Below are 21591 nucleotides of genomic sequence, written 5' to 3'. Positions count from 1 at the left end.
CCGCAGTCCCGCAAGTACCTCCCAGACCCCATGCATCTCCGTTCACGCCCCTCCCATCCCCTTGCCGCATCTCTGCTGACCCTGGCCGCGGCCTTGACCGGCTGCGGCGGCGGATCGGGCCAGGGAAGCGACTCCGGCTCTTCGCCCGCCGCATCCAGCACCGAGGTGGCCTTCACCGCCCCCGCCGAAGCCGACAACGTGCACACCGCCAACACTCCCGTGCCACTGCAGATGAGCGTCACGGTCGCCGGCGCGGCGGCACCCGACGGCACGGCCATCACCCTGAGCGGCCCGGCCGGCGCCAGCTTCACGCCCGTGCAGCCGCAGACCCGCGGCGGGGTGGCCGTGTCCAGCCTGACCGCCGCGCAGGCCGGCGAGCTGCAGTTGCAGGCCGTTCCGGCGGCCACGCCGGGCAAGGCCGGCGCCACGCGCACGCTCTATATCCGGCCGCAGCCCCAGCCGCTGGAGCTGCTGGTTCCGGCCTACTTCAGCCCCGGTCCAGGTTCGCATTGGGAAAAGCTGGCCAGCGGCGCGCAGAGCTATCCGGCAGTGCCCATCACGGCCATCCTGAACCCGAGCAACGGCATCTTCACGAAGGAAGACCCCCTGTTCACGGCCGCCATCGCCGCCTTCCGGCAAAGCGGCGGAAAGGTGCTGGGCTACGTCTACACCCGCTATGGCACGGGCGCGCGCCCGGTCGCCGACATCCGGCGCAACATCGACAACTACCGCAAGATCTACGGCGCGCAGGTCGATGGCTTCTTTCTCGACGAGATGGACGCGACCGGCAAGCAGCTGGGCTTCTACCGCGAGATCTACCAGTACATCAAGGGCCTGGATTCCCGGTTGCGCGTGGTAGGCAACCCCGGCACCTACCCGGTCGCCGATTCCACCAGCGTGGCCGATGCCCTGGTGAGCTTCGAAGGCCAGGCCGTCGATTACCGCAGCATCAACCCCCAGCCTGCGAACAAGTGGGTCTACGACCGGGCCAACGGCGCGCAGGCCGCGCTGGTGCATGACGCGGTGGATTGCGGCGCCATGCAGGAGGTGCTGCGGTCCGCCAACACGCCGAAGCGCAACACCGGCCTGGTCTACGCCACGGACCGGCACTACGACTACCCCACGAACACGGGCAACCCCTGGGCCACGCTTCCAACGTATTGGGAGCAGATGCTGGGCGCGGCGGACGCCATCAACAAAGGCCGCGCCCTGCCCGGCTGCTGAGCTTTCCTACGCGCCGGCCAGTTCGTCGGCGCGCGCCTGGGCCGCGGCGAAGTCCAGGTCGCCCGAGTAGATGGCGCGGCCGCAAATCACGCCCTCCACGCCCTCGCCCTCGACCTCGCACAGCTTCTCGATGTCGGCCATGCCGGCCAGGCCGCCCGAGGCGATCACGGGGATGGCGAGGGCCTGCGCGAGCTTCACCGTGGCCTCGACGTTGATGCCCGAGAGCATGCCGTCGCGGCCGATGTCGGTGTAGATGATGGACTCCACGCCCCAGTCCTCGAACTTCCTGGCCAGGTCCACCACCTCGTGGCCGGTGAGCTTGCTCCAGCCATCGGTGGCGACCTTGCCGTCCTTGGCATCGAGGCCCACGATGATGTGGCCGCCGAAGGCGCTGCAGGCGTCCTTCAGGAAGCCCGGGTTCTTCACCGCGGCGGTGCCGATGATGACGTAGGAGATGCCCGCGTCGATGTAGCGCTCGATGGTGTCCAGGTCGCGTATGCCACCGCCGAGCTGCACCGGGATGTCCGAGCCCACCTCGGCCAGGATGGCCTTTATGGCCGCCTTGTTCTTGGGCTGGCCGGCGAAGGCGCCGTTCAGGTCCACGAGGTGCAGGCGGCGCGCGCCGGCATCGACCCATTTGCGCGCCATGGCGGCGGGGTCTTCGCCGAAGGTGGTCGATTGGTCCATGTCACCTTGCTTGAGGCGTACGCAGTGGCCGTCCTTGAGGTCGATGGCGGGGATGAGCAGCATGATGGTGGGAAGGAAGTTGGGCGAGCGGGAAACGCTCGGCCCGGCCGGGTTGAAAAATCAGGGGTTCCAGTGCAAGAAATTACGGTACAGCGCCAAGCCATGCCCGGCGCTTTTCTCCGGGTGGAACTGCGTGGCGAAAATATTATCGCGTGCAATGGCCGCGGCAAAGGGCACGCCGTAGTCGGCCTCGCCCGCCACGTGCGCCGGGTCGGCCGGGCGCGCGTAGAAGCTGTGCACGAAGTAGAAGTAGCTGTCGTCGGGCACGCCGGCCCACATGGCATGGGCCACGCCGGCATGGCGCATCTGGCGCACGCGGTTCCAGCCCATCTGCGGCACCTTGTAGCGGCTGCCGTCGGGCTGGGTGCGGCCGGCCAAGTCGAACTTGAGCACCTCGCCGGGGATCAGGCCCAGGCCGGGGGTGTCGCCCTCGGCGCTGTGGTCCAGCAGCATCTGCATGCCCACGCACACGCCGAACAGCGGCTTGGAGGCCGCGGCCTCCAGCACGGGTTCGAGCAGGCCGGACTCGCGCAGCTCGCGCATGCAGTCGGGCATGGCGCCCTGGCCCGGCAGCACCACGCGCTGGGCGGCGCGCACCTGCTCGGGCCTGGCGCTGACGGCCACGCGCCAGCCGCTGCCCTCGGCCGCGGCCTGCACGGCCTGCGAGACGGAGCGCAGGTTGCCCATGCCGTAGTCCACGACGACGACGGTTTTTACTTCACTATTCATAGCTGCTTGCGCTTGTCTGGTAAGCGTTACAGGCCTTTTTTGCCTGAAATCTACAAGGACCCCTTGGTGGACGGGATCACGCCCGCCGCGCGCGGGTCGCGTTCCAGCGCCGCGCGCAACGCGCGCGCGAAGGCCTTGAACACCGTCTCGCACTGGTGGTGCGCGTTGATGCCCTTGAGGTTGTCGATGTGCAGCGTCACGCCCGCGTGGTTCACGAAGCCCTGGAAGAACTCGTAGGTGAGCTGGGTGTCGAAGCCGCCGATGCTGGCCGCCGTGAACGGGATATGCAGGTGCAGGCCCGGGCGGCCCGAGAAGTCGACCACCACGCGCGAAAGCGCCTCGTCGAGCGGCACGTAGGCATGGCCGTAGCGGCGTATGCCCTTCTTGTCGCCCACGGCGCGCGCGAAGGCCTGGCCCAGCGTGATGCCCACGTCCTCCACGGTGTGGTGGCCGTCGATGTGCAGGTCGCCGTCGCAGCGCACGTCCAGGTCGATCAGGCCGTGGCGCGCGATCTGGTCGAGCATGTGGTCGAAGAAGCCTATGCCCGTGTGCAGGCTGGCCTGGCCCGTGCCGTCGAGGTTCACGCGCACGCTGATGCGCGTCTCGGCGGTGTTGCGGCTGACCTCGGCCGTGCGGTCGGCGCAGGGGTCCGGGGAGGAAGTGACGAGTGCGGAGGAAGTCATAGGGATGCCTGGAGCGCCGCGAGCATCTGGGCGTTGTCGGCATGGCTGCCCACCGTCAGACGCAGGCAGTTGGCCAGCGATGGGTGCATTGTAGAAACGTTCTTGACGAGGACCTTGCGCGCCTTCATGCCCTCGTACGCCCTGGCGGAATCCGCCACGCGCACCAGCACCATGTTGGCCTGGCTGTCCCACACCTTCTCGACGCCCGGCATGGCGCGCAGCGCGGCCAGCAGGTCGGTGCGCGCGGCGCGCAGCTCGGCCGCCTGGGCCGCGAACACGCCGGCGTGCTCCAGCGCGAACAGCGCCGCCTCGCAATTGAGCACGCTCACGTTGTAGGGCGGGCGCAGCTTGTCAATCTCGTGCACCAGCGCGGCCGGGCCGATCATGTAGCCCAGGCGCACGCCGGCCAGGCCGAACTTGCTGAGCGTGCGCATCAGCAGCACGTGGCCGTTGCGCGCGGGCTCGGCGCGCATGCGGTCGATCCAGCTGCGGCTGGCGAAGGGCTGGTAGGCCTCGTCCATGACCACGATGCCGCCCACGGCGGCCGCGGCATCGGCGATGCGCTGCACCACAGCCTCGTCCCACAGCGTGGCCGTGGGGTTGTTGGGGTAGGCCAGGAAAGTCAGGGCCGGGCGGTGCTCGGCGATCGCATCCAGCATGGCCTGCTCGCGCAGCTGGAACTCGCCGTCCAGATCCACGCCCACGTACTGCAGGCCGTGCTGCTGCGCGCACATGGCGTACATCACGAAGCCCGGCGCGGGCGCCAGCACCTTGGCCGGGCCGCCGGCGTCGCGGCGCGCGCAGGCCAGCTGCACCAGGCCGATGAGCTCGTCCGAGCCGTTGCCCAGGATGAGCGCGCTGCCCTCGGGCGCGAGCGCATGGGCGGCCAGCGCGGCCTTCAGGTCGTTCTGGCGCGCGCCCGGGTAGCGGTTGAGCGCGAGCTGCCCCAGGCGCTGGCCCAGCGCGGCCTGCAACGCGGGCGGCAGGCCGAAGGGGTTCTCCATCGCGTCCATCTTCAGGTAGCCGGTGGCGTCGTGCACGGCATAGGCGTGCATGGCGCGCACGTCGTCCCGGATGCGCTGCAGGGCTTGGGGTTGGGGGGGGGCATCGGTCATGGGTCTTCCTTCGTTCACACCTTCTCAGGCGCTTTCTTGCGGCGCGGGGGCCGGCTGCCGCAGCGGGTGCAGCACGGTCACGCCGCCGAATTCCGCGCCGTGGGGCAGGTGCAGGCTCAGCATGTGGCTGCAGCCGCTGTGCTGGGCGCAGGCCACGGCCAGGCAGTCGCCGAAGTCGAGCTGGTGGCGCGCCTGCACGGCCCAGGCGGTCTCCAGCGTGGCGGCGTCGGTCTTCCAGGGCGCCCAGGTCTGGTAGCGGCGGATGGCGGCGCGCGCGTCGCCCTGCGGCATGGGCGTGGCCGCGGTGGTCACCTGGTCGTAGAACTCCACGAGCGCCTGGTTGCCGGTGCGGCCCGTGCGCGTGCGCCACAGCGCGTCCAGCCAGTCCAGCGTGGCGCGGTAGAGGTCGCCGCCGGCCACGTCTTCCGCCGCGATCAGCACGGAGGTGTCGACGAACACCGTCCCCATGGCGCTCATGCGGCGGCTCCGTTCCTTGGGCATTTTTGGCCTCCGGCGCGCTTCAGACTTGCGCTGCGCGCTTGCATTTCAGGAGCATCAGCCGCGGCCGGTCCCTGCCAGCCGCGCTCGTCCGTGCGCCAGGCGAGATAGGCGCGCTCGTAGGCGTCCTCGCGCTGCATCATCTCGGCCATGAAGTCGCCCACCATGCGCGAGACGCTGGTGCCGCGCCGGGCCGCCTCCACGCGCGCCCATTCGAGCACGCTGTCTTCGACGGTGATGGTGAGGTTCTTCACGGCGCCGATGGTACACGAAATTCGTGGAACACGAAATTCGTGTCGATTGCGCGGCCTTTGCGCGGGCACAAAAAAGCCATCCCGCGGGATGGCCCTTGCGCTGCGGCGGGGAAGCCCCCTACTACTTCAGCCGCATCTCCGCCGCGCGCGCATGCCCCTGCAGCCCCTCGCCGTGCGCCAGCACGCTGGCGATGCGGCCCAGCGCCTGGGCGCCCTGCTCGCTGACCTCGATGAGGCTGCTGCGCTTCTGGAAGTCGTACACGCCCAGGGGCGACGAGAAGCGCGCCGTGCCGCTCGTGGGCAGCACGTGGTTGGGGCCGGCGCAGTAGTCGCCCAGGCTTTCGCTGGTGTAGGCGCCGAGGAAGATGGCGCCCGCGTGCCTGAGCAGCGGCTCCCACTTGTGCGGGTCGCGGCTGGAGACTTCCAGGTGCTCGGGCGCGATGCGGTTGGAGATTTCGCAGGCTTCCTCCATGCTGCGCGTGTGGATCAGCGCGCCGCGGCCCGTGAGGCTCCTGGCGATGATCCCGGCGCGCGGCATCTGGGGCAGCAGGCGGTCGATCTCGCGCTGCACGGCGTCGATGTAGGCGGCGTCGGGGCACAGCAGGATGGACTGGGCGAGCTCGTCGTGCTCGGCCTGCGAGAACAGGTCCATGGCCACCCAGTCGGGCGGCGTGCTGCCGTCGGCCAGCACCAGGATCTCGCTCGGGCCCGCGATCATGTCGATGCCCACCTGGCCGAACACGCGCTTCTTGGCGCTGGCCACGTAGGCGTTGCCGGGGCCGGTGATCTTGTCCACCTTCGGCACGGTGGCCGTGCCGTGGGCCAGCGCGGCCACGGCCTGCGCGCCGCCGATGGTGAAGGCGCGCGTGACGCCGGCCACGCAGGCGGCGGCCAGCACCAGCGGGTTCTTCTCCCCTTTGGGCGTGGGCACGACCATGATGATTTCGGGCACGCCGGCCACATGGGCGGGGATGGCGTTCATGAGCACGCTGCTCGGGTAGGCCGCCTTGCCGCCGGGCACGTAGATACCCACGCGGTCCAGCGGCGTGACCTTCTGGCCCAGCAGCGTGCCGTCCTCGTCGCGGTAGCTCCAGCTCTCGCCGCAGGCCTTCTTCTGCGCCTCGTGGTAGCTGCGCACGCGCGCGGCGGCGGCGCTCAAGGCCTGGCGCTGCGCATCGGGCAGGCCGTCGTAGGCGGCCTTGAGTTCGGCCTGCGTGAGCTCCAGCGCGGCCACGCCGTCGGCCTGCAGGCCGTCGAAGCGCCGGGTGTAGTCGAGCACGGCCGCGTCGCCGCGCTGCTGCACGTCGGCCAGGATGGCGGCCACGCGTTCCTCGATGGCTGCGTCCTGGTCGGCCGACCAGTGCAGGCGGGCCGCGAAATCAGCCTCGAAAGTGGCTGAAACGGTTGACAGGCGGGCGGGAGCAGCTACGAATTGCATAGTATCAACCCTGGGGAACGGCGGAGGCGAACGCGTCGATGATGCGCTTGAGCGGCGCCTGCTTCAATTTCAGCGCCGCCTGGTTGACCACGAGGTGGGAGCTGATGTCCATGATCTGCTCCACCTCGACCAGGTTGTTGGCCTTGAGCGTGTTGCCGGTGGAGACCAGGTCCACGATGGCGTCGGCCAGGCCCGTGAGCGGCGCCAGTTCCATGCTGCCGTAGAGCTTGATCATGTCCACGTGCACGCCCTTGGCCGAGAAGAAGTCGCGCGCGATGCTGGTGTACTTGGTGGCCACCTTCAGGCGCGAGCCCTGGGTGACGGCGCCCTGATAGTCGAAGCCCGCGCGCACGGCCACGCTCACGCGGCACTTGGCGATCTTCAGGTCCAGCGGGCGGAACAGCCCCTGGCCGCCGTGCTCGATGAGCGAGTCCTTGCCCGCCACGCCCAGGTCGGCGCCGCCGTACTGCACGTAGGTGGGCACGTCGGTGGCGCGCACCAGCACCACGCGCACCTCGGGGCGGCTGGTGGGCAGGATGAGCTTGCGCGACTTCTCGGGGTCCTCCAGCACCTCGATGCCGGCGGCGGCCAGCAGCGGCAGGGTTTCCTCGAAGATGCGGCCCTTGGACAGGGCCAGGGTGATCTGCTGCGTCATTGGATTCTTTCGATGTCCGCGCCCAGGGCGCGCAGCTTGGTTTCCATGGCGTCGTAGCCGCGGTCCAGGTGGTAGATGCGGTCCACCAGGGTCTCGCCGCTGGCGATCAGGCCGGCGATCACCAGGCTGGCCGAGGCGCGCAGGTCGGTGGCCATGACGGCGGCGCCCGAGAGCCGCGCGCCGCCCGTCACCGTGGCCACGCGGCCGTCGATGGCGATCTGCGCGCCCAGGCGCGCCAGTTCGTTGACGTGCATGAAGCGGTTCTCGAAGATCGTCTCGGCCACCATGGCCGTGCCCTGCGCCACCACGTTCAGCGCCATGAACTGCGCCTGCATGTCGGTGGGAAAGCCCGGGTACTCGGTGGTGCGGAAGCTCTGCGCCTTGAGCTCGGCGCCGCCGGGGCTGGCGATGCGTATGCCGTCGCCCTCGGCCGCCACGCGCGCGCCGGCCTCCAGCAGCTTGTCGATGACCGCGTCCAGGTGGTCTGCGCGCGCATGGCGCAGGAAGGCCTCGCCGCCCGCGGCCGCCACGGCGCACAGGAAGGTGCCGGCCTCGATGCGGTCGGCCACCACCTGGTGCGTGCAGCCGGAGAGGCGCTCCACGCCCTGGATGCGGATGCGGCTCGTGCCATGGCCCTCGATGCGCGCGCCCATGGCGATGAGCATCTCGGCCAGGTCGGTCACCTCGGGCTCCTGCGCGGCGTTCTCCAGCACCGTCTCGCCCTCGGCCAGCGTGGCGGCCATGAGCAGGTTCTCGGTGCCGGTCACGGTGATCATGTCGGTGGTGATGCGCGCGCCGCGCAGGCGCCGCTGGCCTGCGGGCAGCTTGGCGATCATGTAGCCATGCTCGACCACGATGTGCGCGCCCATGGCCTGCAGGCCCTTGATGTGCTGGTCCACGGGGCGCGAGCCTATGGCGCAGCCGCCGGGCAGGGAGATCGTGGCCTCGCCGAAGCGCGCCAGCAGCGGGCCCAGGGCCAGCACCGAGGCGCGCATGGTCTTGACCAGCTCGTAGGGCGCCTCGGGGCTGAGCGCGTCGGGCGCGACGAAGCTCATGCCGCCGCGCTCGCCATGGGTCTCGGTCTTCACGCCCATGTTGTCGAGCAGGCGGCGCATGGTGCGCACGTCGTGCAGGCGCGGCACGTTGATCAGGTGCACGGGCTCGTCGGTGAGCAGGGCGGCGCACATCTCGGGCAGGGCCGCGTTCTTGGCGCCGGAGATGACGACCTCGCCGCGCAGGGTGCGGCCGCCGCGTACCAGTAGTTTGTCCATGGGCTTTTAATCAAATAGGGGCAAAACGCCCGTCCATAAAGCGCGAGCAGCTATCAAGCAAGGAGCATCAGGCCTGCTGCCGCGCCGCCGCCCACTCGGCCGGAGTGAAGGTCTTCATCGACAGCGCGTGCACCTCGTCGCGCTGCATCTTGTCGCCCAGCGTGGCGTAGACGCGCTGGTGGCGCTGTATCGGGCGCTTGCCCTCGAACTCGGCGGAGACGATGACGGCGTACCAGTGGCGGCCGTCGCCCTCGAGCGTGATGTAGTCGCAGGCCATGGCGGCGCTGATGATGTCTTTGATGTGGTCTGCAGTCATGGCGGGAAGGAATTCAGTTGCGGATCTTGTAGCCCGTGCGCAGCAGGCGCAGGGCCAGGAAGCTGACGGCAGCCCAAGCGCCGCCGACGATGGCCAGGCTGAGCCAGGGCGAGACGTCGCTCACGCCGAAGAAGCCATAGCGGAAGCCGTCGATCATGTAGAAGAACGGGTTGAAGCGGCTGGCATGCTGCCAGAAGGGGGGCAGCGAGTGGATGGAGTAGAACACGCCCGACAGGAACGTCATGGGCATGATGAGGAAGTTCTGGAACGAGGCCATCTGGTCGAACTTGTCGGCCCACAGGCCGGCGACCACGCCCAGCGTGGCCAGCAGCGCCGCACCCAGCAGGGCGAAGACGAAGACCCAGGGCAGCGCGCTGAACGCCGGCCGCGCGAAGGCCAGCGTGACGGCGAACACCCCCAGGCCGACGAGCAGCCCGCGCAGCACCGACGAGCCCACGTAGGCCGTGAACCAGGCCCAGTGCGACAGCGGGGTGAGCAGCACGAACACCAGGTTGCCCATGATCTTGCTCTGGATGAGGCTGGACGAGCTGTTGGCGAACGAGTTCTGCAGCATGCTCATCATCACCAGGCCCGGCACCAGGAAGGCGGTGTAGCTCAGCTGCCCGTAGACCTGCACGCGGTCCTCCAGCACGTGGCTGAAGATCAGCAGGTACAGCACGGCGGTGAGCACGGGCGCGGCCACGGTCTGGAAGGCCACCTTCCAGAAGCGCAGCACCTCCTTGTAGAACAGGGTCTGCCAGCCGGTCATGCCACGGCCTCCGCGGCTTCCGAACCCATCACCTTGATGAAAACGTCCTCCAGGTCGGCGCGGCGGATCTCCACGTCCTCGCTGGCCACGCCGGCCTCGCGCAGGGCCGCCAGGTGGTGCTCGATCTCGGCGGCGTCATGGGCGGGCAGCTGCACGATGCGCCCGGTCACGCGCGCGAGCCGCGCCAGCGCCGCGGGCAGCGGCGCATCGGTCTTGAACTGCAGCACGCTGGCGTTGGCGCTCTGCAGCAGCTCGGAGGTGCTGTCGAGCGCCACCACCCGGCCGTTCTTGAGCATGGCGATGCGCCCGCACAGCGCCTCGGCCTCCTCCAGGTAATGGGTGGTGAGCAGCACCGTATGGCCCTGCTTGTTGAGCCTGGCGATGAACTGCCACAGCGTCTGGCGCAGCTCCACGTCCACGCCGGCCGTGGGTTCGTCCAGCACGATGATGGGCGGCTTGTGCACCAGCGCCTGCGCCACCAGCACGCGCCGCTTCATGCCGCCCGAGAGCTGGCGCATGTTGGCCGTGGCCTTGTCGGCCAGGCCCAGGCTTTCGAGCAGTTCGTCGATCCAGGCATCGTTGTTCTTCACGCCGAAGTAGCCCGACTGCAGGCGCAGTGTCTCGCGCACGTTGAAGAACGGGTCGAACACCAGTTCCTGCGGCACCACGCCCAGGCACTGGCGTGCGCGCGCGAAGTCGGCCTGCACGTCGTGGCCCAGCACCGTCACGCGGCCCTGGGTGGCGCGCGACAGGCCGGCCAGGATGCTGATCAGTGTGGTCTTGCCCGCGCCGTTGGGCCCCAGCAGGCCGAAGAATTCGCCCTCCTCGATGTCCAGGCTGACGCCGTGCAGGGCCTGGAACGGCCCGCGGGGCGTGGGGAATGTCTTGGAAACGGATTGGAAGGATACGGCGGTCATGGGAACCGCGCATTCTAAGTCGCCGCCGCCGGACAGGCGCCTGCGGGGACATAGGCGGCGGGGGGCGGCCCACCCGGGGAGTCAACCTCCGGGCCAGGCGAAGATGCAGTCCCGGCCCTGCTGCTTGGCGCAGTAGAGCGCCCGGTCGGCGCGCGAGAACAGCGTGTCGAACGCCTGGTCGCCGCTCTCCAGGCTGGCGACGCCGAAGCTCGCGCTGATGCGCAGCTGCGGGCTCTGCCCGTCCACGCACAGGGAGCCAGCCGACACGCGGATGCGCTCGGCGATGCGCCGGGCGTCATCGAGGCCCGTGTCCGGCAGCAGGATGCAGAACTCCTCCCCGCCGGTGCGGGCGCACAGGTCTGCCTCGCGCAGCATGCTCTGGCAACAGGCTGCGAACGCGCACAGCACGCGGTCGCCCAGCGGGTGGCCGTAGCTGTCGTTGAAACGCTTGAAATGGTCGATGTCGATGGCGATCAGGGACAGCGGCGTGCCGTGCCTGCGGCTGCGCGCGAACTCGTGCCCGGCGCGTTCGCAGAAGCTGCGCCGGTTGGCCAGGCCCGTCAGGCCATCGGTGCTGGCCTGACGCCTGAGCTCCTCCTTGAGCTCGTGCAGCTCGGTGATGTCGGTGCTCAGGCCGATCACCGCCGGCGTGCCGTCGGGCGCGGGCAGGGGCACGACCACGCGCCAGTAGTGGCGCAGCCGCCCGCAGGCATCGACCACCGCCTCCTCGCTGCTCTGGCGCTGCCCCGATGCGAAGATCTTCTGGTCCATCGCCCAGAATCTGTCGGCCAGGTCGCGCGGCAGGAGGTCCGTGTCCAGGCTGCCGACGATGCGCTCGACCGGCAGGCCCAGGACGTCGGCCATATGCTGGTTGGCGTAGACGAAGCGCCGGTTGGCGTCCTTCATGTAGACCAGCGCGTCCACGTTGTCCAGGACGGTGTCGAGCAGCTCCTTCTGCTTGCGCACGCGGTCTTCCAGGCGCTTCTTCTCGGTGATGTCGTGCGAGATGCCCAGCATGCCGACGATGTTGCCCGCGGCGTCGCGCAGCGGCTTCTTCATGGACCAGTAGGTGCGCAGCTCGCCCGTGGCCTTGATGAGGTTGGTTTCCTCGCGCGCGATGGTCTCGCCACCGCGCAGCACGCGCGCATCGTTCTCACGAATGACTTGGTTGCTCTTCTCGCCGAAAAAGTGGCTGATGTCCTTGCCCAGCACGTAGTCCAGCGGATGCCCCAGCAGCTCCAGCACCAGGCGGTTGGCGTAGGTGTAGCACCCCTGCAAGTCGATGGTGTAGACGAAGGCCCCGACCTCGTCGAGCAGCTGGCGAAACGGATCGGGCGCCGGGCCGGAGGGTGCCGCACCGGGTTCGGGCTTGGACATGGTGGATTTTCGTGTTCAGCACGGCAAGTATCTCCCCGAAGGCCGGCACGCCGCCTTCGGGGTTCACCCCAACGAGGGCAGCAGCTCCTGCACGCCGTACAGGCCCGCCAGGCTGGCCAGCGCCGGCGGCAGGGCCTTGACCATGAAGCCCTTGCCCTCGGAAACGGCCACGCGGCGGCACTCCAGCAGCACGGCCAGGGCCGACGAGTCGAAGGTGGCCAGCGCCCCGGCATCGACCACCACCTGCTGCTCGCCCTGGGCCTTGAGCGCCTGCAGCAGCATGCGCAGGCTGACCGAGGCCTGGCGGTGCGTGAGTTCGGCAGGCAGTACCAGCATGCAGGCGCCCTCCGCGCTCACTTCGCGCCGGCGACGCCGGCGTTGGTGCCGGCATTGGCCTTGTTGCGCGCGGCCAGGGTCTCGATCAGGCCGTCCACGCCCTTGGCGTTGATCTCCTGGGCGAACTGGGGACGGTAGGTATCGACCAGCCACACGCCCAGCACGTTCAGGTTGTAGATCTTCCAGCCGCCGCCCTCGCCCGGGGTCTTTTCCAGGCGGTAGTCCAGCTGCACCGGATCGCCGCGGCCGCGGATCTCGGTGCGCACCAGCACGTCCGTATCCCCCGGCGCGGCGCGCAGCGGCTTGACGACGATGGTCTGGTCCGTGACCTGGCTCAGGGCGCCGGAGTAGGTGCGCACCAGCAGGGTCTTGAACTCGTCCTGCAGGCGCTTTTGCTGCTCGGGCGTGGCGCTGCGCCAGGCCGGCCCGACGGCGGCGGCCGTCATGCGGCGGAAGTTCACGTGCGGCAGGATGGCCTTGTTCACCAGCACCATGATCTTGTCCACGTCGCCGCTCTTGATGGACTTGTCATTGCGCACGGTCTCCAGCACGTCGGCCGACAGGCGCTTGATCAGCGCATCGGGCGCCTCGTCGGCGGCCAGCGCGGCCTGGTGCCAGGGCAGCCCGGCGGCCACCACCAGGGCGGCGGCCGATTGCATGAGGGTGCGACGGTTGGTCATGGGGAGATCCTTGCAGAGTTTTTGTTTTTTTGATTGTGGGGTGCGGGGCGCGCGCACATTGCGTCGCCCGCGTGCCGGGATGCAAGCAACTGCAACCATGCCCGCGGGGCGCCGCCGTCAATAGTCGTCGGGCAGCTTGCCGCCTTCCTCGTCGTCCGCGCCGGCTTTCGCCCCCCCACGCAGCTTGAGGTACACGTCGCGCGTGAAGCTGTAGGAGTCGAGCGCGGCCTCGTCGAGCACGCTGGTCGCGTGCAGCAGGCTGGCGCGCTTGTCCACGAAGCGAAGGCCAGAGAGCGAATTGCGCACCGGCACATCGTTTACATAACCCACCGGGTCGCCGACGAAGTAGTCCACGGGCAGGGCCGCCGTGTCGCGCACCGTGGACGGGCCCAGCAGCGGCAGCACCAGATAGGGGCCCGTGGGCACGCCCCAGCGCCCCAGCGTCAGGCCGAAGTCCTGCTTGTGGCGCTCTATGCCGGCCTCGCTCGCGATGTCCAGCAGCCCGCCCAGGCCGAAGACCGTGTTCGTGCTGAAGCGCACGAGGCTCTCGTAAGCCTCCAGGCCGCGCGCCTGCAGCAGGTTGTTGACGAACGACCAGGCGTCGCCCAGGTTGGCGAAGAAGTTACCCACGCCAGTGCGCACGGGCCTCGGCGTCACGTCGCGATACACGGTGGCCACGGGCTTGAGCACGGCCTTGTCCACGTTCTCGTTGAACCGGGTCATGCCGCGGTTGTAGGGCTCGAACGGGTCGGCCGGGTTGGCATTGGGGCCCGTGGCGCAGCCGGTGGCAAGGGCCGCGCCGAGCAGCAGCGCCGCCCAGCGCGCCGCCCGGGTTCTGGATCGTGAGTCAGTTGTCATTTTTTTCCACCTCCGCCCGCCGGAGCAGCGCCCTGCTCTGCCTTGCCGTAGAGGAACTGGCCGATCAGGTTTTCCAGCACCACGGCGGACTGCGTGTTCGTGACCATGCTGCCGTCGGCGAGGTTGTCCTCCTCCGCGCCGGGCTCGATTCCGATGTACTGGTCGCCCAGCAGGCCGCTGGTCAGGATCTTGAGCGAGCTGTCCTTGGGGAAAGCGTAGCGCTTTTCGATCTCCAGCGCCACGCGCGCCTGGTAGGTCTTGTCGTCGAAGCTGATCGACTGCACGCGCCCCACGACCACGCCGGCGCTGCGCACCGCCGCCTTGGGCTTGAGGCCGCCGATATTGTCGAAGCGCGCCGTGATCACGTAGCCGGAGCGGAAGTTGAGCTGGAGCAAGTTGGCCGACTGCAGGGCCAGGAAGACCAGCGCCGCGCCTCCGAGCAGGACGAACAGCCCGACCCAGATATCGTTCTTGGAATGCTGCATGGTGAATTTCCTCGGCGGCGGTGGCTGCCGCTCCTCAAATACTGAACATCAGTGCCGTGAGGACGAAGTCCAGCCCCAGCACGGTGAGCGATGCCATGACCACGGTGCGCGTGGTGGCGCGCGAAACGCCCTCGGGCGTGGGCTTGGCCATGTAGCCCTGCAGCACCGCGATGAAGGTGACGGCCACGCCGAACACGACGCTCTTGACAACGCCGTTGCCCACGTCCTTCCAGACGTCGACGCTGCTTTGCATCTGCCCCCAGAAGGCGCCGCCGTCCACGCCGATCAGCACCACGCCGACCAGCCAGCCGCCGATCACGCCCACGGCGCTGAACACCGCCGCCAGGAGCGGCATGGCGATCACGCCGCCCCAGAAGCGCGGCGCCAGGATGCGCTGCACCGGGTCCACGGCCATCATCTCCATGGCCGAGAGCTGCTCGCCCGCGCGCATGAGGCCGATCTCGGCCGTGAGCGAGGTGCCCGCGCGGCCGGCGAACAGCAGCGCCGTGACCACGGGTCCGAGCTCGCGCACCAGCCCCAGCGTGACCACCAGGCCCAGCGAGTTGGCCGAGCCGTAGAGCTGCAGCACGTTGTAGCCCTGCAGCGCCAGCACGAAGCCCACGAACAGGCCCGACATGGCGATGATGGACAGCGAATAGTTGCCCAGGAAGTGCACCTGGTCGCGCACCAGACCGAAGCGCCGCATGGCCGTGCCGAACAGGCCCACGAGGCGCACGAACAGGCGCGCGCCCATGCCGAGGTCCGCCAGCTTGCTGCGCACGGCATAGCCCACGTGCGACGGCCGCCACCAGCTCATGGCGTACCTCCGTCCTGGTGCTGCGCGCCGACGGGGCCGAAGTCCTGGGCCACGCTGGGGCCGGGGTAGTGGAACGGCACGGGCCCCGTGGGCAGCGCGTGCACGAACTGGTGCACCAGCGGGTCGGTGCTGGCGCGCACCTCCTCGGGCGTTCCCTGCGCAGCCACGGCGCCGGGGCCGAGGATGATGACGTGGTCCGCCAGGCGGAAGGTCTCCTCCAGGTCGTGCGAGACGACGATGGTGGTCAGGCCCATGGCGTCGCCCAGCTGGCGGATGAGCTGCGCGGCCGTGCCCAGCGAGATCGGGTCCAGCCCCGCGAAGGGCTCGTCGTACATGATGAGCTCGGGGTCGAGCGCGATGGCGCGCGCCAGCGCCACGCGCCGCGCCATGCCGCCGGAGATCTGGCTGGGCATCAGGTCGCGCGCGCCGCGCAGGCCCACGGCGTGCAGCTTCATAAGCACGATGTCGCGGATCAGCTCCTCGGGCAGGTCGGTGTGCTCGCGCAGCGCAAAGGCCACGTTGTCGAACACGCTCATGTCGGTGAACAGCGCGCCGAACTGGAACAGCATGCCCATGCGCCGGCGCGCGGCATAGAGCTGCTGCATGTCCATGCGGCCCACGTCCTGCCCGGCCACCAGCACCTCGCCCTGCTGCGCGCGCTGCTGCCCGCCGATCAGGCGCAGCACCGTGGTCTTGCCGCCGCCCGACGCGCCCATGAGCGCCGTGACCTTGCCGCGCGGCACGGTGAGCGACAGGTCGCGCAGGATCACGCGCTCGCCGTACCCGAAGGTGACGTTGCGCAGTTCCACGAAGGCGTCGCTGGATGCGGAGGATTGGGGTGGCATGGTGGACAACAATGGGACCGCCGGGGCCCAGGCCGCGCGGCGAACCTCGCATCATAGGGGAAACCCTTCGCCTTCCGCTGCGCACTCCATAGAACCTATGGTTTTAATGCAGTGAATAGCTATAATCATTGGTTCGAAAAAATGTCACGCCCCGGCTCCCGGCCAGGGCGGATTGCTGTCAGCGTTGCATGGGCGTATCGATGCGCACAACGGAACGAAGGCGCGGCAATGAGCCAGCGACATTCCTTTCCTTCCGTCACGCGCCTGCCGCCGCAGCAGCGTGCCGGCCGGTACCCGGCGGGGCACTTCCCCCGGCCGTGGTAGCGGTTTTTGCCACCTCCTCGCAAAAAGGGAAAAGGTTCCAGACCCATGAAAAACCTCCAGTCCGTCGTCCCCATACCTCCTGCAGCCACCCAGCGCAAGGCCTCCGGCCTGCACCTGATCGGCGACCTGTATGGCTGCCTGTGCGACAGCCGCCTGATGCTGGACGCCGCCCACCTGGAATCGTTCTGCAAGGAGCGCGTGGCCGCGGCCGGCCTGAGCACCGTGGGCACCCTGTTCCACAGCTTTGGCGAGGGCGGCGGCGTGACCGGCGTGGTGGTGCTGGCCGAGTCGCACCTGTCCATCCACACCTGGCCCGAGTCGGGCTACGTGACGCTGGACGTGTACGTGTGCAACTACACCGAGAACAACCGGCCCAAGGCCGAGCGGCTGTTCGGCGACCTGCTGGCCGCATTCAATCCGAACGATCCCCACCTGCACCGCGTCGACCGCGCCTGATGAGCGGTACTCCTGCCGCGCAGGCCACGCGCTACGTGGCCGAGCGCCTGAACGCCGATTTCGGCTTCTACCTGAGCTGCGGCCGCCTGCTTGCCGAGCGCCGGTCGGCCTGGCAGCACATCGAGGTCTTCGACAACGCCCAGTTCGGCCGCGTGATGCGCATCGACGGCTGCTTCATGACCAGCGAGCGCGACGAGTTCTTCTACCACGAGCCCATGGTGCACCTGCCCGCCATCGCCCATCCGGGCGTGCGCCGCGCGCTCGTCGTGGGCGGCGGCGACGGCGGCGCGGCCGAGGAACTGCTCAAGCTGCCGGACATGCAGCAGGTGGTGCTGGCCGAGCTCGACGCCGAGGTGGTCGCCATGGCGCGCGAGTGGCTGCCCTCCATCCACCGCGGCGCGTTCGGCGACCCGCGCCTGCAGCTGCGCCTGGGCGATGCGCGCGGCCTGCTCGCGGAGGACGGCGAGCGCTTCGACCAGATCGTGCTGGACCTGACCGACCCCTTCGGCCCCGCCGTGGAGCTGTACACCGTGGAGTTCTACGCGGCCTGCCGCCGCGCGCTGAACCCCGGCGGGGTGCTCTCGCTGCACCTGGGCTCGCCCATCCACCTGCCCGAGACCATGACGCGCATCGCCGCCTCGGTGCGCGCGGTGTTTCCCATCTTCCGCCCCTACCTGCAGTACGTGCCGCTGTACGGCACGCTGTGGTGCATGGCCATGGCGTCCAGCAGCACCGACCCGGCCCTGCTCGGCGCGGGCGAAGTGGACGCGCGCATCGCCGCGCGCGGCCTGCGGGACCTGCAGCTCTACAACGGCGCCATGCACCAGGCGCTGCTGGCCCAGCCCAACTTCGTGCGCGCGCTGCTGGCGCGGCCCGCGCGGCCGCTGCGCAGCGGGGACGTGCTGGACGAGGTGCGCGACCCGTCGGAGCTGCCGCCCGTCACGGTGACGACGGGTTGATCCTCGAAAAAGAGAGCTGCTCCCGCTTGCCCCTACTGATTTTCAGCATGGAAACATGTTGAAATCATTGAAGGACAAGCGGGAGCAGCTCTTCTTTTTGATCAATGCGCCTCGCCGAACATGCGGTGGTGCAGGCGCCGCAGCGACCACCACACGCTGGCCGCGACCAGCGGGATCGCCACGGCCGCCGTGCTCTCGGGCGAGAAGGGCCAGCCGATCTTCTGCGCGCCCTTGGCCAGGTAGCTCACCAGGCCGACGATGTAGTAGGTGATGGCCGCCACCGACAGCCCCTCCACCGTGGACTGGAGCTTGAGCTGCAGGTCGCCGCGCCGGTTCATCGCGGCCAGCAGGGCCTGGTTGTTCTGCTGCTGCTCGATCTCCACGCGCGTGCGCAGCAGGCTGCTCATGCGCGAGACGCGCTCCGACAGCGCGTTCTGCCGCCGCGCGGCCCAGGCGCAGGTGCTGCGCGCGGGGCTCAGGCGCCGCTCCATGAATTCGCCGATGGTCTGCAGGCCCGCGAGCCGCGATTCGGCGATGTCCTGGATGCGCCGGTCCACCAGTTCGAAATACGCGCTGCTGGCCGAAAAGCGCGAGTGCGTGGCCGCGTACTGCCCCTCGACCTGCCCCGCCAGCCGCGTGAGGCGGTCGAGCAGCGCGGGCTCGGCGTCGCGGCGCGAACTGCGTATGGCCTCGGCCAGCGCGGCCAGTTCGCGCTCGGCGCTGGCCAGGGCGGCGCCGGCCTCGCGCGCGGCGGGCAGGCCCAGCAGGGCCGCCATGCGGTAGGTCTCGATCTCCAGCAGCTGCTGCACCAGCCGGCCCAGGCGCTGGGGCGAGAGCGCCCCGGCCACGAGCAGCATGCGCGAGAAGCCGTCGGCATGGATGGCGAAGTCGGTGTAGACCTCGCCCTGCCCCTCGGCCACGGCCGAGGCGACGAGCGACTCCTCGCGCAGCCAGCCGCGCTGCGCCGGCGTGGCGGGCCAGCCGCTGCCCGCTGCCACCCACAGGTGCAGCGCGCACAGGCACTCGCCGGGCAGCAGCGCGAGCCAGTCGCGCGGCACGGCCTCCAGCGCCGCCGCGGGCGCGCGCCCCTCCCCGGCCTGGATGCCGCCCGCCGGCACGACCGTGAAGGTCCAGGTGACGAACTCGGTGTGCAGCTCCCAGCGGATGCGGAAGGCCCCCAGGTCCACGCGCAAATGGGTGGTGTGCGCGTCCGGCGGGGCCAGATGGTGGTTGCGCAGCAGCGCCGCCAGGTGGGCGCGGCTGGCGTCGCGGCCCGCCGCGTCGGCCAGCATCGCGATGTGCGAGATCGCCAGCGGCGCGGCCAGCGCCTCGGGGGGGCGGGCATGGACTTCGTTGTGCAGCAGCACGCGCTGTGCGTGCTGGGGAGGGAGCGGGGCGAGGTTCATGGACGTTTGAATGTCGATTCGGCCTACAGCATGTGTTCCAGGAACGCCCGCGCGCGCTCGTGCCCCGGGTCGGCGAAGAACTCCTGCGCAGGGCGCGCCGTGATCAGCTCGCCCTGGTCCATGAAGGCCACGCGGTGCGCCACCTCGCGCGCGAAGCCCATCTCGTGCGTGACCACCAGCATGGTCATGCGCTCGTCGGCCAGTTCGCGCATGGTACGCAGCACCTCGCCGGTGAGCTCTGGGTCGAGCGCCGAGGTGGGCTCGTCGAACAGCATGATGTCCGGCTGCATGGCGAGCGCCCGCGCGATGGCCACGCGCTGCTTCTGTCCGCCCGACAGGCGCGCGGGGTAGTTGCCGCGCTTGGGCAGAAGGCCCACCTTGTCCAGCAGCTTCTCGGCGCGGGCGACGGCCTCGGCGCGCGGCACGCCCTGCACGACCATGGGCGCCTCGATCAGGTTCTCCAGCACCGTGAGGTGCGGGAACAGGTTGAAGTGCTGGAACACCATGCCGGTCTTGGCGCAGATACGGCGCAGCTCGGCGTCGCTCGCGTAGGCGCAGCGGCCCTGCGCGTCGGTGGTGGCGAGCGTCTGGCCCTCGATGGCGACGTGGCCGCTGTCGATGGTCTCCAGGTGGTTCAGGCAGCGCAGGAAGGTGCTCTTGCCCGAGCCCGAGGGGCCGATGACCGCGACCACCTCGCCGCGCGCCACCCGCAGCGACACGCCGCGCAGCACCTCGTTGTGGCCGAAGCGCTTGCGCACGTCGCGCGCGTCGATCATCGGCGCCTCATTCATCGTATTTGGCATAGCGTTTCTCCAGCCGCTGGAAGCCCCAGGTCAGCACCAGCGTCATCAAGAGGTAGAAGGCCGCGGCCACGATGAAGGGCGTGGTGGTGAAGTCGCGCTGCACGATGCCGCGCGCGGCGCGCAGCAGGTCGTTGAGGGCGAGCACGTAGATGAGGGACGTGTCCTTGACCAGGGTGATGGTCTCGTTGCTCATGGGCGGCAGGATGGAGCGCACCATCTGCGGCAGCACGATGCGGCGCATGGTCTGGCCGTAGCTCATGCCCAGCACCTTGGCGGCCTCGTACTGGCCCCGGTCCACGGACTGGATGCCTGCGCGGAAGATCTCGGCGAAGTAGGCCGCGTAGTTCAGCGCAAAGGCAGTGACGGCCGCCGGAAAATCCGGCAGGCGCACGCCGACCACGGGCACGAAGGGCAGCGCGAAGTAGATGAACAGCATCTGCAGCATCAGCGGCGTGCCGCGCATGAGCCAGATGTAGCCGTTCACCGCGCCCGACAGGGGCGCGAAGCGCGACACGCGCGCCAGCGCCAGCGCCAGGCCGAGCGGCACGGCCAGCGCCAGCGTGATGACGAACAGCTTCAGGGTGACGGCGGCGCCCTGCGCCAGCGGTCCCAGAAGGGAGAAAACGTAGTCCATGCCCATCGCCCCATGAACGTAAAAACACCGGCAGGCCGATGGTTGGCACTGCCGGTGCGCTTGAACCCGAAGGCTGCGTTACTTGATGATGTTCTTGCCGAACCACTGCTCGGCGATCTTGGCCGCGGCGCCGTCGGCCTTCATGTCGGCCAGCGCCTTTTCGAGCTTGCCGTGCAGGTCGGTGTCGTCCTTGCGCAGGCCCACGCCGTATTCCTCGGTGCCGAAGTTGTCGCCCAGCACTTCGTACTGGCCGGGCTTCTTGGCCACGTAGTAGCGGCCCACCACCTCATCGACCACCACGGCCTCCAGTCGGCCGGTGGTCAGGTCCATCAGCGCGGTCACGTTGTCGCCGAAGGTCTTGAATTCCTTGAAGGACTTGAAGACCGCCTCTTCCTTCTTGATGGCATCGACGGCGCTGGAGCCTTCCTGCGCGCCGACCACCTTGCCGGCCAGGTCGGCCTTGGCCTTGATGGCGGAGCCGGCGGGCACCACGATGATCTGGTGGTTCTCCATGTAGGGCGCGGTGAACAGGATGTTCTGCTTGCGCTCCTCGGTGATGGTCAGGCCGTTCCACAGCGCATCGACGCGCTTGCCGGACAGCTCGGCCTCCTTGGCGCTCCAGTCGATGGGCTTGAACTCCACCGTGAGGCCCAGGCGCTTGGCGGCCTCCTTGGCCATGTCGATGTCGAAGCCCACCAGCTCGTTCTTCTCGTCGCGAAAGCCCATGGGCGGGAAGTTGTCGTCCAGGCCCACCACGATCTTGGTCACTGCGGCAACGGGGGCCGGTGCGGGCTCGGGCGCGGCGGCAGGGGCGCTCTCCTGCTTGGAGCAGGCGGCCAGCAGGACGCCCAGGGACAACAGGGCAACGGCGGCGATCTTCTTCATGGCGGTGCGGTTCTTGAAAAAAGTGGAGAAAGAGAACCGGGGATTTTCCCACCGATGCAGGCCATCCCCCGGTTTCAAGAAAAATTGGCCTGCAGCGCCCGCCCATGAAG

At 69.2% G+C, this 21591-nt stretch carries 26 protein-coding genes; 3 read left to right on the top strand and 23 right to left on the bottom strand.

What is annotated here, in order from left to right:
* The first annotated feature begins 30 nt into the window (after nucleotides 1-30).
* On the top strand, nucleotides 31-1224 hold the full coding sequence (locus ACX12L_RS06315) for a spherulation-specific family 4 protein (RefSeq protein WP_459261829.1): 1194 nt from the start codon (nucleotides 31-33) through the stop codon (nucleotides 1222-1224).
* Nucleotides 1225-1230: 6 nt separating this feature from the next.
* Here the strand turns inward: ACX12L_RS06315 and hisA are convergent, their stop codons facing one another.
* The 19 genes from hisA to ACX12L_RS06220 all read right to left on the bottom strand — a co-directional run bounded on the left by hisA (nucleotide 1231) and on the right by ACX12L_RS06220 (nucleotide 16014).
* Nucleotides 1231-1974, bottom strand: a complete 744-nt coding sequence (gene hisA, locus ACX12L_RS06310; protein ID WP_459261828.1) for a 1-(5-phosphoribosyl)-5-[(5-phosphoribosylamino)methylideneamino]imidazole-4-carboxamide isomerase — start codon at nucleotides 1972-1974, stop codon at nucleotides 1231-1233.
* A 57-nt stretch (nucleotides 1975-2031) separates the two neighbouring features.
* Nucleotides 2032-2700 carry an imidazole glycerol phosphate synthase subunit HisH gene (hisH, locus tag ACX12L_RS06305; RefSeq protein ID WP_459261827.1) on the bottom strand — a complete coding sequence of 223 codons (669 nt, stop codon included), beginning with the start codon at nucleotides 2698-2700 and terminating at the stop codon, nucleotides 2032-2034.
* 50 nt (nucleotides 2701-2750) lie between these two features.
* Nucleotides 2751-3383: an imidazoleglycerol-phosphate dehydratase HisB gene (gene hisB / locus ACX12L_RS06300; protein WP_013517771.1), complete on the bottom strand. Its 633-nt coding sequence runs from the start codon at nucleotides 3381-3383 to the stop codon at nucleotides 2751-2753.
* Nucleotides 3380-4498: a pyridoxal phosphate-dependent aminotransferase gene (locus tag ACX12L_RS06295; RefSeq protein WP_459261826.1), complete on the bottom strand. Its 1119-nt coding sequence runs from the start codon at nucleotides 4496-4498 to the stop codon at nucleotides 3380-3382. The genes hisB and ACX12L_RS06295 overlap by 4 nt, the downstream gene beginning before the upstream one ends.
* A gap of 24 nt (nucleotides 4499-4522) precedes the next feature.
* Nucleotides 4523-4975 (bottom strand): PIN domain-containing protein, encoded by a 453-nt coding sequence (locus ACX12L_RS06290; RefSeq protein WP_459261825.1) that lies wholly within the window; start codon nucleotides 4973-4975, stop codon nucleotides 4523-4525.
* The gene (locus tag ACX12L_RS06285) at nucleotides 4972-5250 is read right to left on the bottom strand and encodes a DUF6364 family protein (protein WP_459261824.1); all 279 of its coding nucleotides are present in this window, start codon (nucleotides 5248-5250) and stop codon (nucleotides 4972-4974) included. The genes ACX12L_RS06290 and ACX12L_RS06285 overlap by 4 nt, the downstream gene beginning before the upstream one ends.
* Nucleotides 5251-5371: 121 nt before the next feature.
* Nucleotides 5372-6688, bottom strand: coding sequence for a histidinol dehydrogenase (gene hisD / locus ACX12L_RS06280; protein ID WP_459261823.1), 1317 nt, complete (start codon nucleotides 6686-6688; stop codon nucleotides 5372-5374).
* A gap of 4 nt (nucleotides 6689-6692) precedes the next feature.
* Nucleotides 6693-7343, bottom strand: coding sequence for an ATP phosphoribosyltransferase (hisG, locus tag ACX12L_RS06275; RefSeq protein WP_094434676.1), 651 nt, complete (start codon nucleotides 7341-7343; stop codon nucleotides 6693-6695).
* The gene (gene murA / locus ACX12L_RS06270) at nucleotides 7340-8614 is read right to left on the bottom strand and encodes a UDP-N-acetylglucosamine 1-carboxyvinyltransferase (RefSeq protein WP_459261822.1); all 1275 of its coding nucleotides are present in this window, start codon (nucleotides 8612-8614) and stop codon (nucleotides 7340-7342) included. The genes hisG and murA overlap by 4 nt, the downstream gene beginning before the upstream one ends.
* Before the next feature lie 67 nt (nucleotides 8615-8681).
* Nucleotides 8682-8930 carry a BolA family protein gene (locus ACX12L_RS06265; RefSeq protein WP_459261821.1) on the bottom strand — a complete coding sequence of 83 codons (249 nt, stop codon included), beginning with the start codon at nucleotides 8928-8930 and terminating at the stop codon, nucleotides 8682-8684.
* 13 nt (nucleotides 8931-8943) lie between these two features.
* Nucleotides 8944-9699, bottom strand: a complete 756-nt coding sequence (locus tag ACX12L_RS06260; protein ID WP_459261820.1) for an ABC transporter permease — start codon at nucleotides 9697-9699, stop codon at nucleotides 8944-8946.
* Complete coding sequence (locus ACX12L_RS06255; RefSeq protein WP_013517762.1) at nucleotides 9696-10616, bottom strand: ABC transporter ATP-binding protein; 921 nt, start codon at nucleotides 10614-10616, stop codon at nucleotides 9696-9698. Before ACX12L_RS06255 ends, ACX12L_RS06260 begins: the two co-directional genes overlap by 4 nt.
* An 81-nt stretch (nucleotides 10617-10697) precedes the next feature.
* On the bottom strand, nucleotides 10698-11993 hold the full coding sequence (locus tag ACX12L_RS06250; protein ID WP_013517761.1) for a sensor domain-containing diguanylate cyclase: 1296 nt from the start codon (nucleotides 11991-11993) through the stop codon (nucleotides 10698-10700).
* Between the two features lie 63 nt (nucleotides 11994-12056).
* Nucleotides 12057-12329, bottom strand: a complete 273-nt coding sequence (locus ACX12L_RS06245; protein WP_013517760.1) for an STAS domain-containing protein — start codon at nucleotides 12327-12329, stop codon at nucleotides 12057-12059.
* A gap of 17 nt (nucleotides 12330-12346) precedes the next feature.
* Nucleotides 12347-13009, bottom strand: a complete 663-nt coding sequence (locus tag ACX12L_RS06240; protein ID WP_013517759.1) for an MlaC/ttg2D family ABC transporter substrate-binding protein — start codon at nucleotides 13007-13009, stop codon at nucleotides 12347-12349.
* A 117-nt stretch (nucleotides 13010-13126) separates the two neighbouring features.
* Entirely contained in the window at nucleotides 13127-13867 is a 741-nt protein-coding gene (locus ACX12L_RS06235; RefSeq protein ID WP_459261819.1) for an MlaA family lipoprotein, read from the bottom strand.
* Entirely contained in the window at nucleotides 13864-14352 is a 489-nt protein-coding gene (gene mlaD / locus ACX12L_RS06230; RefSeq protein WP_013517757.1) for an outer membrane lipid asymmetry maintenance protein MlaD, read from the bottom strand. Before mlaD ends, ACX12L_RS06235 begins: the two co-directional genes overlap by 4 nt.
* 34 nt (nucleotides 14353-14386) lie before the next feature.
* The gene (mlaE, locus tag ACX12L_RS06225; protein ID WP_013517756.1) at nucleotides 14387-15169 is read right to left on the bottom strand and encodes a lipid asymmetry maintenance ABC transporter permease subunit MlaE; all 783 of its coding nucleotides are present in this window, start codon (nucleotides 15167-15169) and stop codon (nucleotides 14387-14389) included.
* Nucleotides 15166-16014 (bottom strand): ABC transporter ATP-binding protein, encoded by an 849-nt coding sequence (locus tag ACX12L_RS06220; protein WP_459261818.1) that lies wholly within the window; start codon nucleotides 16012-16014, stop codon nucleotides 15166-15168. Before ACX12L_RS06220 ends, mlaE begins: the two co-directional genes overlap by 4 nt.
* Nucleotides 16015-16383: 369 nt before the next feature.
* On the opposite strand from ACX12L_RS06220, the gene speD reads away from it, so the two are divergent.
* Complete coding sequence (gene speD / locus ACX12L_RS06215; RefSeq protein WP_459261817.1) at nucleotides 16384-16794, top strand: adenosylmethionine decarboxylase; 411 nt, start codon at nucleotides 16384-16386, stop codon at nucleotides 16792-16794.
* On the top strand, nucleotides 16794-17753 hold the full coding sequence (gene speE / locus ACX12L_RS06210; RefSeq protein ID WP_459261816.1) for a polyamine aminopropyltransferase: 960 nt from the start codon (nucleotides 16794-16796) through the stop codon (nucleotides 17751-17753). Before speD ends, speE begins: the two co-directional genes overlap by 1 nt.
* A gap of 101 nt (nucleotides 17754-17854) precedes the next feature.
* Here the strand turns inward: speE and ACX12L_RS06205 are convergent, their stop codons facing one another.
* The 4 genes from ACX12L_RS06205 to ACX12L_RS06190 all read right to left on the bottom strand — a co-directional run bounded on the left by ACX12L_RS06205 (nucleotide 17855) and on the right by ACX12L_RS06190 (nucleotide 21481).
* Nucleotides 17855-19159, bottom strand: a complete 1305-nt coding sequence (locus ACX12L_RS06205; protein WP_459261815.1) for a DUF3422 family protein — start codon at nucleotides 19157-19159, stop codon at nucleotides 17855-17857.
* Nucleotides 19160-19182: 23 nt separating this feature from the next.
* Nucleotides 19183-19962, bottom strand: a complete 780-nt coding sequence (locus tag ACX12L_RS06200) for an amino acid ABC transporter ATP-binding protein (protein WP_459261814.1) — start codon at nucleotides 19960-19962, stop codon at nucleotides 19183-19185.
* Nucleotides 19943-20596, bottom strand: a complete 654-nt coding sequence (locus tag ACX12L_RS06195; RefSeq protein WP_459261813.1) for an amino acid ABC transporter permease — start codon at nucleotides 20594-20596, stop codon at nucleotides 19943-19945. Before ACX12L_RS06195 ends, ACX12L_RS06200 begins: the two co-directional genes overlap by 20 nt.
* A 78-nt stretch (nucleotides 20597-20674) precedes the next feature.
* Nucleotides 20675-21481, bottom strand: coding sequence for an amino acid ABC transporter substrate-binding protein (locus ACX12L_RS06190; protein ID WP_459261812.1), 807 nt, complete (start codon nucleotides 21479-21481; stop codon nucleotides 20675-20677).
* Between the last annotated feature and the right edge of the window lie 110 nt (nucleotides 21482-21591).

Source organism: Alicycliphilus sp. T452 (genome assembly GCF_054512775.1).
Note: the sequence above shows the minus strand (reverse complement) of the source record. Positions and strands in the feature narration are given on the sequence as shown.

Bases quoted from the DNA above. Each gene is read 5' to 3' on its own strand.
- ACX12L_RS06315 (WP_459261829.1), top strand. From the start codon at position 31: ATGCATCTCCGTTCACGCCCCTCCCATCCCCTTGCCGCATCTCTGCTG.
- hisA (WP_459261828.1), bottom strand. From the start codon at position 1,974: ATGCTGCTCATCCCCGCCATCGACCTCAAGGACGGCCACTGCGTACGC.
- hisH (WP_459261827.1), bottom strand. From the start codon at position 2,700: ATGAATAGTGAAGTAAAAACCGTCGTCGTCGTGGACTACGGCATGGGC.
- hisB (WP_013517771.1), bottom strand. From the start codon at position 3,383: ATGACTTCCTCCGCACTCGTCACTTCCTCCCCGGACCCCTGCGCCGAC.
- ACX12L_RS06295 (WP_459261826.1), bottom strand. From the start codon at position 4,498: ATGACCGATGCCCCCCCCCAACCCCAAGCCCTGCAGCGCATCCGGGAC.
- ACX12L_RS06290 (WP_459261825.1), bottom strand. From the start codon at position 4,975: ATGAGCGCCATGGGGACGGTGTTCGTCGACACCTCCGTGCTGATCGCG.
- hisD (WP_459261823.1), bottom strand. From the start codon at position 6,688: ATGCAATTCGTAGCTGCTCCCGCCCGCCTGTCAACCGTTTCAGCCACT.
- hisG (WP_094434676.1), bottom strand. From the start codon at position 7,343: ATGACGCAGCAGATCACCCTGGCCCTGTCCAAGGGCCGCATCTTCGAG.
- murA (WP_459261822.1), bottom strand. From the start codon at position 8,614: ATGGACAAACTACTGGTACGCGGCGGCCGCACCCTGCGCGGCGAGGTC.
- ACX12L_RS06265 (WP_459261821.1), bottom strand. From the start codon at position 8,930: ATGACTGCAGACCACATCAAAGACATCATCAGCGCCGCCATGGCCTGC.
- ACX12L_RS06260 (WP_459261820.1), bottom strand. From the start codon at position 9,699: ATGACCGGCTGGCAGACCCTGTTCTACAAGGAGGTGCTGCGCTTCTGG.
- ACX12L_RS06255 (WP_013517762.1), bottom strand. From the start codon at position 10,616: ATGACCGCCGTATCCTTCCAATCCGTTTCCAAGACATTCCCCACGCCC.
- ACX12L_RS06250 (WP_013517761.1), bottom strand. From the start codon at position 11,993: ATGTCCAAGCCCGAACCCGGTGCGGCACCCTCCGGCCCGGCGCCCGAT.
- ACX12L_RS06245 (WP_013517760.1), bottom strand. From the start codon at position 12,329: ATGCTGGTACTGCCTGCCGAACTCACGCACCGCCAGGCCTCGGTCAGC.
- ACX12L_RS06240 (WP_013517759.1), bottom strand. From the start codon at position 13,009: ATGACCAACCGTCGCACCCTCATGCAATCGGCCGCCGCCCTGGTGGTG.
- ACX12L_RS06235 (WP_459261819.1), bottom strand. From the start codon at position 13,867: ATGACAACTGACTCACGATCCAGAACCCGGGCGGCGCGCTGGGCGGCG.
- mlaD (WP_013517757.1), bottom strand. From the start codon at position 14,352: ATGCAGCATTCCAAGAACGATATCTGGGTCGGGCTGTTCGTCCTGCTC.
- mlaE (WP_013517756.1), bottom strand. From the start codon at position 15,169: ATGAGCTGGTGGCGGCCGTCGCACGTGGGCTATGCCGTGCGCAGCAAG.
- ACX12L_RS06220 (WP_459261818.1), bottom strand. From the start codon at position 16,014: ATGCCACCCCAATCCTCCGCATCCAGCGACGCCTTCGTGGAACTGCGC.
- speD (WP_459261817.1), top strand. From the start codon at position 16,384: ATGAAAAACCTCCAGTCCGTCGTCCCCATACCTCCTGCAGCCACCCAG.
- speE (WP_459261816.1), top strand. From the start codon at position 16,794: ATGAGCGGTACTCCTGCCGCGCAGGCCACGCGCTACGTGGCCGAGCGC.
- ACX12L_RS06205 (WP_459261815.1), bottom strand. From the start codon at position 19,159: ATGAACCTCGCCCCGCTCCCTCCCCAGCACGCACAGCGCGTGCTGCTG.
- ACX12L_RS06200 (WP_459261814.1), bottom strand. From the start codon at position 19,962: ATGCCAAATACGATGAATGAGGCGCCGATGATCGACGCGCGCGACGTG.
- ACX12L_RS06195 (WP_459261813.1), bottom strand. From the start codon at position 20,596: ATGGACTACGTTTTCTCCCTTCTGGGACCGCTGGCGCAGGGCGCCGCC.
- ACX12L_RS06190 (WP_459261812.1), bottom strand. From the start codon at position 21,481: ATGAAGAAGATCGCCGCCGTTGCCCTGTTGTCCCTGGGCGTCCTGCTG.